Source organism: Nocardia sp. NPDC050630 (genome assembly GCF_044457245.1).
Taxonomy (GTDB): Bacteria; Actinomycetota; Actinomycetes; order Mycobacteriales; family Mycobacteriaceae; genus Nocardia.
In genome coordinates, this window is record NZ_JBITGN010000012.1 from 243,201 (window position 1) to 252,093 (window position 8,893).

At 65.6% G+C, this 8,893-nt stretch carries 9 protein-coding genes; 7 read left to right on the forward strand and 2 right to left on the reverse strand.

The features are described 5' to 3' along the window. The first annotated feature begins 272 nt into the window (after positions 1 to 272). From ACIBG0_RS27920 to ACIBG0_RS27930, 3 genes are all read left to right on the forward strand, one after another. On the forward strand, positions 273 to 1,130 hold the full coding sequence (locus ACIBG0_RS27920; protein WP_397036219.1) for a hypothetical protein: 858 nt from the start codon (positions 273 to 275) through the stop codon (positions 1,128 to 1,130). A gap of 70 nt (positions 1,131 to 1,200) precedes the next feature. Then, positions 1,201 to 2,256 (forward strand): alpha/beta fold hydrolase, encoded by a 1,056-nt coding sequence (locus tag ACIBG0_RS27925; RefSeq protein WP_397036221.1) that lies wholly within the window; start codon positions 1,201 to 1,203, stop codon positions 2,254 to 2,256. An 87-nt stretch (positions 2,257 to 2,343) separates the two neighbouring features. Further along, positions 2,344 to 3,036: a ferritin-like fold-containing protein gene (locus ACIBG0_RS27930; protein WP_397036223.1), complete on the forward strand. Its 693-nt coding sequence runs from the start codon at positions 2,344 to 2,346 to the stop codon at positions 3,034 to 3,036. Here ACIBG0_RS27930 and ACIBG0_RS27935 read toward each other — a convergent pair whose 3' ends face one another. Continuing rightward, positions 3,037 to 3,867, reverse strand: a complete 831-nt coding sequence (locus ACIBG0_RS27935; protein ID WP_397036225.1) for a helix-turn-helix transcriptional regulator — start codon at positions 3,865 to 3,867, stop codon at positions 3,037 to 3,039. A gap of 102 nt (positions 3,868 to 3,969) precedes the next feature. Between ACIBG0_RS27935 and ACIBG0_RS27940 the strand changes: the two genes are divergently transcribed. After that, positions 3,970 to 4,515: a YceI family protein gene (locus ACIBG0_RS27940; RefSeq protein WP_397036227.1), complete on the forward strand. Its 546-nt coding sequence runs from the start codon at positions 3,970 to 3,972 to the stop codon at positions 4,513 to 4,515. A 263-nt stretch (positions 4,516 to 4,778) separates the two neighbouring features. Continuing rightward, positions 4,779 to 5,006: a DUF3107 domain-containing protein gene (locus ACIBG0_RS27945; RefSeq protein ID WP_364343879.1), complete on the forward strand. Its 228-nt coding sequence runs from the start codon at positions 4,779 to 4,781 to the stop codon at positions 5,004 to 5,006. A 74-nt stretch (positions 5,007 to 5,080) separates the two neighbouring features. On the opposite strand, the gene ACIBG0_RS27950 is transcribed toward ACIBG0_RS27945, so the two are convergent. After that, positions 5,081 to 5,746: a TetR/AcrR family transcriptional regulator gene (locus ACIBG0_RS27950; RefSeq protein WP_397036229.1), complete on the reverse strand. Its 666-nt coding sequence runs from the start codon at positions 5,744 to 5,746 to the stop codon at positions 5,081 to 5,083. Positions 5,747 to 6,052: 306 nt separating this feature from the next. Between ACIBG0_RS27950 and ACIBG0_RS27955 the strand changes: the two genes are divergently transcribed. Next, positions 6,053 to 7,156, forward strand: a complete 1,104-nt coding sequence (locus ACIBG0_RS27955; RefSeq protein ID WP_397036231.1) for a DUF3152 domain-containing protein — start codon at positions 6,053 to 6,055, stop codon at positions 7,154 to 7,156. Between the two features lie 147 nt (positions 7,157 to 7,303). Next, positions 7,304 to 8,488, forward strand: coding sequence for an adenylyltransferase/sulfurtransferase MoeZ (moeZ, locus tag ACIBG0_RS27960; RefSeq protein WP_397036233.1), 1,185 nt, complete (start codon positions 7,304 to 7,306; stop codon positions 8,486 to 8,488). The last annotated feature ends 405 nt before the right edge of the window (positions 8,489 to 8,893 follow it).

An 8,893-nucleotide genomic window follows, 5' to 3' on the forward strand; every position in this document is an offset into this window, starting at 1 on the left:
AGATATCGGCGCGGCGCAAGGGTGATGCGGATCTGGTGCGCGCACATATTCCCGGACTTCGAAAACCTCGTCGGCGACACTCGGGCGACCGTACGATCCGGCGACTCGACGGACGAAAATTTCCGTTGTCCGCAGAGATTGTAGCGTGATAATGTGCATGGTTCGAATTTGGCGTAGCAACTGCTCGCGAATCGCTCGAAACGGGCGGCCACGGTATTTCCGTACGAAATGCGCCGTTTCCATGTGTCGACCGTCGACGTACGCTGCGGCACATGGCAATTCATCTCGCGCGTCGAATCTGGCACACTCTCGAACCCATCCATGATGTCGTGTATTTCGGTGCGGGTGTCAAGCAGGCCGGAGTCGCGCTCGGACTGCGCGGTTTCTGGCAGACCTACTTCGCGTTCCGCGCCGCGCCGCTCGGAGCGGTGGGTGCGGGCACCGTACTGGCGACCTTCGCCGGATTCCACCCGGACACGGTGGCCAAGGCGATCCCGGATGCCTGGACCCGGACGACGCCGCGGGCCTGCCTGCAGTCCCGGCTCGCGTTCTCGGTCGGATTGTTGCGCGGGGCCGGAGCCGGTGACGCCGATTGCGCTCGTGCCGTCGAATTGCTCGCACCGGTGGCCCGCTCGGCTGATCCGACCGGTCGCCCGCTGTTCGCGGCGAATGCGGAATTGCCGCTGTCCGAGGATCCGGTGGCCGCGTTGTGGCAGCTCACCACCGCGCTGCGCGAACATCGCGGCGATGGCCATGTGGCGGCTCTGGTGGCCAACGGTCTGTCCGGATCGCAGGCGCTGGTGCTTCAGGTGGCGGCCGGTAAAGCGCCCGAATCGGTGATGCGGCCCGCCCGCGGCTGGTCGGAGCGGGAGTGGTCCGATATCGCCGATGAGTTGCGTGCTCGGGGTTTGATCTCGGGAGAGCCGATCAGTCCGGAGCTGACCGGTTCCGGTGCCGAATTGCTCGAACGCGTCGAGGCCCATACCGACGAGGCGGCCTGGAATGGTGCACTGGCGGCGCTGTCGCAGGACGCCATCGCGGAGCTGACCTACGTGCTCGAGCCATTGGCCAAGCGCGTTCAGGAGAGCGTGGTGCCGCCGCTCAATCCGATCGGCATGACTCGGGGCTGAGCGGTGCTCGATTGCTCATAGATCGGGGTTGCCTGTTACCGTCGGTAACGGAATGTGAGACATTCTCGAAGTGAGCTTCACCGACACCGTCACCATCGCCGCGCGCAATGCCTGGGCGCTGACCTTCGGTCAGGGCGTCGAGGCGCCGGATCCTACCCCGTCGACAGTGCTGTGGGACGACCCGCATCGGCAGCTGCGCCGCTTCGAGACTACCGGATCCGCCACTGCCGCAATGGAATCGGCGGTGCTGCTGGTGCCGCCGCTGGCCGCACCCGCCACCTGCTTCGATCTGCGTCCGGATCAGAGCCTGGCCCGATTCCTGCTGGAAACGGGCCGGGCGCCCTACATCGTCGACTACGGCGAAATCACCTTCGCCGACCGGCGTATGGGCTTCGAGACCTGGATCGATGACATCCTGCCCGAGGCGATTCTGCGGACGTCCGCTGATCGCGACGGCGGTCCGGTCGACCTGGTCGGCTGGTCCATCGGCGGCACACTCGCACTACTGACCGCGGCCGCGCACCCCGAACTGCCGATCCGCTCGATCACCGCGGTCGGCTCGCCACTGGATTACGCCAAGATGACCGGCATTCCGCAGCTGCGCGCAGTTGCCGAACTCACCGGCGGCATCGCCACCTCGACGGCCGTGCGCGCGGCGGGCGGCATTCCGGCCACGCTGACCCGAATCGCCTACAGGGTCACCGCATGGGACCGCGAACTCACCCGGCCCTGGTTCGTCGCTAGCAATATCGCGCGCACCGAAACCCTGGCCAAGATGCAGTCCATCGACCGCTTCATGTCCGAGATGCCCGGCTATCCCGGCCGCTTCTATGGCCAGCTGTGGGGCCGCCTGATCCTGAACAACGACATCGGTCGCGGTGTCGTGCAGCTCGGCAAGCGCCGCATCGAATTGGCTGAGGTGACCGTGCCCGTGCTGCTGGTCGGCGGACCCGCCGATGTCATCACCCCCGCGGCCGCAGTGGCCGCCGGGCAGCGCATCCTCACCGGCGCTCAGTCCGTTCGCTACGAATCCGCACCGGGTAGTCACCTCGGCATCCTCACCGCCGAAACCGCGCGCGACACCACCTGGACCTATCTCGACAAGTTCCTTTCCGAACTGTCCTGAACAACGCGCCCGATGTTCGCCGAGATGACCGCGACATGTACCGGGATGACGCTGCCATGTAACAGACCCGGACTACGCTGTGTCGACATGGGAGCACAGTCACCTGCAGCGGTAGGGGTTTCGTTGTCCGGCTCGTCCATTTCCGCCGACGAAACGGGCGTGATCGACCTGTTCGCGGTGCTCGCCTACGGTGAGATCTCCGCGTTCTACCGGCTGGCCGAGGAGGCCAAGCTGTCGCCGACACTGCGCGGCAAAGTGGCCGTCGCGAAGATGGCCGCCGCCGAGATGCGCCACTTCGAAACGCTGGAGTCCGCGCTGGCCGAACGCGGTGTGGACATCTTCGACGCGATGGCGCCGTTCGTGCGCGCCCTGGACGCCTACCACGCCTCCACCGATCCCTCGACCTGGCTCGAGTCGATGGTGAAGTTCTATGTCGGCGACGGTATCGCCGCCGACTTCTACACCGAGATCGCCGGCGCCCTGTATCCCGAGGTCGCCGCCGTGGTCCGGGATGTGCTCGCCGAGACCAACCACTCCGAATTCGTGGTGGAGGAGGTGCGCCGGGCGGTCGCGACGAGCCGCTCCGAGCGCGACCGGCTGACGCTGTGGGGTCGGCGATTGCTCGGTGAGGCGATCACCCAGGCGCAGTACGTCATGGCCCAGCGCGACGAACTCACCGAACTGGTGCTCGCCGCGACCGGTGACCTCAACGGCATCGCCGCGCTGTTCGAGCGCATGCAGGCCAGCCATGCCGAGCGCATGGCTGTCTTGGGAATCTGATTACTCGTTGACCGCGCGGACCAGTCGCAGGCCGCGCGATTGCGCCTGCGCCTGGTCGGTGAGCCAGACAACGACGCACTGATCCTTATCGGCGTTCAGTGCTTCGAAGGGGATATCGATATGGCCGTACTCCGGGTGGTCGAACCGCATCGTGCCCGTGGTGAGGTCATCGATGTGCTGTGGCTGCCAACGGCTTTCGAACTCGGGGTAGGCGAGCAGCGCATCGATCAGCGCGAGTAGGCGGTCCTCGCCCGGCCAGCGGATCGTCGCGCGCCGCAGCGCGGCCGAGAAAATATCGGCCACCTCGTCCCAGTTCCGCAGCACCTGCTTGGCACGCGAATGCGCGAAGGTGAACCAGGCCAGATTCACGACCTCTGGATCGTCGAGCAGCCCAAGGGGTTTCGCGATGTTCTCCCACGCCGGATTCCAGCCGAGCACGTTCAGTCGCCGCCCGATGACGAAGGCCGGCGTGGGATGCAGGGCGCGCAGGATGGTTTCGATCGCGGGCGTCGGATGTTCGGCCACGGATTCAGTGGTCGGGCAACGGGATTCATTACTCGAGGTGATGGCGAGCCAGCCGAAGTGGTGGCGGTCCTTACCCTCGATCAGCAGGGCCTGCGCGAGCGCATCGATGACCGCCCCCGACGGATTCGTATCGCGGCCCTGTTCCAGCCGGGCCAGATAGTCGGCGCTCACCCCGGCGCGCACCGCGACCTCTTCGCGGCGCAATCCTGGGGTGCGGCGGCGACCGCCCTCGGGAAGTCCCACATCGGCCGGCCGCAATTGGGCGCGTCGCGCGATGAGGTATTCCGCGAAGAGATTGGGTGCCATACGTTTCATCGTGCCCGTCCTGGGATGGTTTATCCGCGCCCTGACGGGTCCAGGATAACGGCGGTCTGGCTAGCGGACCACGGTCCGGTCATGGTCTATGGCATGACATCTTCCGCTGAATCCACCACCACCGCGCTCACCCCGGGGGCCTGGACCCTGGACACGATGCACTCCCAGGTCGAATTCACCATCCGCCACCTCGGCATCTCCAAGGTCCGCGGCCGCTTCAACAAGTTCGAGACCGAGTTCGTGGTCGACGACAAGGGCTTCGCCACTCTCGGCGCCACCATCTACCTCGATTCGTTCGACACCGGCAATCCCGATCGCGACAATCACGTCCGCACCGCCGACTTCCTCGATGTCGCCAACCGTCCCACCCTGAGCTTCCGCGCCGTCGAGCCGGTGCTGATCTCGGAATCGTTCGAGGTCGAGGGTGAGGCCACGCTCGGCGGGATCACCAAGCCGGTCACCCTCGATGTCGAGTGGGGCGGTGTCCAGGAGTTCGCCGGAACCGGCGACCGGCATGCCGGTTTCTCCGCGACCGGCACCATCAAGCGCACCGATTTCGGCGTCGGCGGCCCGCTGCCCGGCATGCTCAGCGATGCCGTCAAGGTCGAGCTGGAAATTCAGCTCATCGAGCCCAAGTAGGCATATCCGCGAACGGGACGACGTTCGCGACAGGCGAACGCCAGCCGCGTGGTCGGTCGACGGCGCTGTCGGATCACGGAAGCGCTAATGATTTCCCAGGTACATGGGTAAATCGTGGGGTCGCCCAGTACTGGCGAGCTATCCGGCCGCCGGTCGCCGACGGGGGTTTCGTGGCTCTTAGTGGGGCGCTGAATACCCGGCGAGGCGGGGGAGCATTAGCCTTGAATCGACAGCACACAGGACTCTAGGTTCGGAGGTTGGCCGTGGAGGTCAAGATCGGTATTTCGGATAGCCCGCGCGAGCTCGTGATCAATAGCGGGCAGACCCCGGACGAGGTCGAGGCGCTGGTGTCCGGTGCGCTGAGCGGTGAGAACGGTGTCGTCGCGCTCACCGACGAGAAGGGCCGCAAGTTCCTGATCCAGGCCTCGAAGGTCGCCTATGTCGAGATCGGCGCCGCCACCGGCGGTCGCGTCGGCTTCGCGGCGGTCTGAGCTCGACCGCGAACCGACAGACGAGAGCCCCCGCACTCGGGTGAGTGTGGGGGCTCTGCTGTCCGAATGCTCGATCAGTTGATCGGATGCAGCGGCACGTGCGACAGACCGCCCCACGCCAGCGAGACGGTGGTGTCGACCGCCTCTTCCTTCGGAATCGGCCGATCCGCCTCCAGCCAGTACCGTGCGGTGAACTGGCTGGTGCCGACCAGTCCGACCGCGAGGATCCTGGCCCGGTAGGGGTCCAAACCGGAATCGTGGGCGACCAAATCGAAGACCGCGTCCACACAGGCCTCGGTGGCCTGCTCGACCCGGCGCTGCACCTGCGGCTCGCTGATCAGATCGGATTCGAAAACCAGTCGGAAGCCCTGCATTTCGTTGTCGACGAAATCGAAGTAGGCCTGCACCGCGGCACGCACACGCTGCCGGTTGTCGGTGGTCGAGCGCAGCGCCTGACGCACACTCGACACCAGCATGTCGACGTAGTTCTGCAGCACCGCCAAGTAGAGCTCGAGCTTGCTGGCGAAGTGCTGATAGAGCACCGGCTTGCTCACTCCGGCGCACTGCGAGATCTCGTCCATGCCCGCGGCGTGGTAGCCGCGCTGAACGAACACCTCACTGGCGGCCGCGAGTAGCTGTTGACGACGCTCGTCGCGCGGAAGCCGGGTGCCGCGCTTGGTCGGCGCGATGGCGTCGGACGACATTCTGCGGGACGTCATCCGGTCCACGAGGTCAGTCATTTTTCGGCTCTCCCAGTCGATGCCCCGGCAAATTGGGGTGTACACCGGGTATCCCATGAACGATACCCGGTTGTATCGCGTCTGCCGATCGGGGCCGTACATGCCGTCCATTCGGTGAGATATATCGCAGCCGATCGCGCGTGCAGGCGCAACAGCGTCGCGGGTATTGCGCCCTGTGAGACTCTGGTTGACGTGACCGACCGACCGGAAAAATCCCCCGGCGGCGGGCGCAGCGCGCACCGCCGGGCTGGCTCCGCCGCGTCCGGTTCCGTAGTCTCGGGCTCTGTGGAAAGGCCAGGCCCCGAGGTGCGTACGGGGGCAGTCACCGGAAACGGTGCCGCTGCCCGAGACGGCGCCGAGGGTGAGATCGAATGGAGATCCGGTTCGCCACCGAGCACCGCGAACGGCGTCGAGATCTATGACCCCCTCGGCTTGTACGAATCACCCGTCGATCGTTCCTATCAACCGCTGCGGGCCCGCTGGGATCCCACAGCTCCCGACGAGAGTCGTTCCCGCGCATCGAGACCCGAGCGCGATACCAAGAAGCAGAGCGCACTCGGTCGTTTCATCCGCACCTACGGATGGCGTGCGTACGCACTTCCGGTACTTTTTGTAGTGACTGTGCTGGTGATCGTGGACGCGGTGCACGGGGTCAGCGATCCGGCGAATCTGGCAGGCGGGGCACCGGGATTCGGACGATTGAGCCCACGTGCGGCATCCGCGGGCATTATCGGCGCACCGCCCGGCGACGGCCACTTCCCGACGAATCTGCCCACCGGCGCGCTGCCGGACGGCGGACCGTTCACCGAAAACGGCACAGGTACATGGCATGTGGTGCCCGGGACCACCGGGCAGGTGGGTACCGGAGCGGAGTTACAGTTCAAGTACACCGTCGAAATCGAGGACGGCGTAGACACTTCCGGATTCGGCGGGGACGAATCAGTCGCCAAGATGGTCGACAGCACCCTCGGCAATCCCAAAAGTTGGGCGCACGACACCAAGTTCGCCTTCCGGCGCATCGATCAGGGGCAGCCGGACTTCCGCATTTCGCTCGCCTCCCGCGAATCCTCGCGCAAGGCATGCGGTTTCGATATTCCGATCGACTCCTCCTGCTTCAATGCCGATCTGCGCCGGGTGGTGCTTTCGGAGGTGCGCTGGGTGCGCGGTGCGCTGGCCTTCGAGGGCGATATCGGCTCCTATCGGCAGTATCTGGTCAACCATGAGGTCGGCCATGCCATCGGCTATCACCAACATCAGCCGTGCGAGACCGACGGCGGGCTCGCACCGGTGATGATGCAGCAGACCTTCGGCACCAAGAACAACGACATCGCGGCGCTCGATCCGGACGGCGTAGTCCCGATGGACGGTAAGCGCTGTCGTTTCAACCCCTGGCCCTATCCGCGCGGCTGAATTGGTCGAGTTATGCGGGTCGGTTGCGGTGCTCGGTCGTTGATGCGAGACGATGGTCGGGAAGAACGGGTCGATTGTCGGTGTTCACTTACTTAGGCGCTGAGCCGCCGCACTGCGATCGGCCAATTGATTCGAGGAGCCCTGGACGTGTCATCACCGAAGTCCCTGCCGCCGCTGGTCGAACCGGCCGCGGAGCTGACCAAGGACGAGATCGCCCGCTACAGCCGTCACCTGATCATCCCGGATCTGGGGGTTGACGGGCAGAAACGGCTGAAGAATGCCAAGGTGCTGGTGATCGGCGCCGGCGGGCTCGGCTCGCCCGCGCTGCTGTATCTGGCGGCCGCCGGTGTCGGCACGCTCGGCATCGTCGAATTCGACGAGGTCGACGCTTCCAATCTGCAGCGCCAGATCATCCACGGTGAATCCGATATCGGCCGCCCGAAGGCCGATAGTGCGCGCGATTCCATTCTCGAGATCAACTCCGGTATCGACGTGCGGCTGCACAAGATCCGCCTGGAGCCGGAGAACGCCGTCGAGCTGTTCGCCGAATACGATCTGATCGTCGACGGCACCGATAACTTCGCCACCCGCTATCTGGTCAACGATGCCGCGGTGCTGGCGGGCAAGCCGTACGTCTGGGGCTCCATTTACCGCTTCGAGGGCCAGGTCTCGGTCTTCTGGGAGGACGCACCGGACGGCCGCGGCATCAACTACCGCGACCTCTACCCCGAGGCCCCGCCGCCGGGCATGGTGCCCTCCTGCGCCGAGGGCGGTGTCCTCGGCGTGCTGTGCGCCTCCATCGGTTCGATCATGGTGACCGAGGCGATCAAGCTGATCACTGGCATCGGTGAGCCGCTGCTGGGCCGTCTCATGGTCTACGACGCACTGGATATGAACTACCGGACCATCAAGCTGCGCCGCGATCCGGAGCGTCAGCCGATCACCGAACTGATCGACTACGAGGCGTTCTGCGGTGTGGTGTCCGAGGAGGGCCAGGCCGCGGCCGCGGGCTCGACCATCACCGCGCGCGAACTCAAGGAATTGCTCGACGCGGGCAAGGAGATCGAGCTCATCGACGTGCGCGAGCCGGTCGAATGGGACATCGTGCACATCGAGGGCGCCAAACTGATCCCGAAGGATCGTTTCCTCTCCGGTGAGGCGCTGTCGGATCTGCCGCAGAACCGCCCGATCGTCTTGCACTGCAAGACCGGTATCCGCTCGGCGGAGGTGCTCGCGGTCCTGAAGAACGCCGGTTTCGCCGACGCCTCGCACGTGCAAGGCGGCATCGTCGCTTGGGCGAACCAGGTCGACAAGTCACTGCCGGTCTACTAGACCGGGTACTCATGCCGAGAGCTTGCTTCGCGACGTAGCCACGGCGGAGGGGGTGTTGTGAGCGAGGAGTTCGCGGCCCGTCTCGCGTGCGAGTCGTCGAAGCGTGTGCGTCGTAGGTGTGAGTGGCGCCCTTCCCGCATGCGTGCGCCAGGTGCTGAACGCCCCGCCACCGGTGACCACGGCGGAGTGGGTCTTGCGAGCGAGGAGTGCCCCGCCCGTCTCGCGTCCGAGTCGTCGAAGCGTGTGCGTCGTAGGTGTGAGTGGCGCCCTTCCCGCATGCGTGCGCCAGGTGCTGAACGCCCCGCCACCACCAACCACCACGGAGCGAGTCTTACGAGCGAGGAGTTCGCGGCCCGTCTCGCGTCCGAGTCGTCGAAGCGCATGCGACGAAGTCGCGAGTCTCGA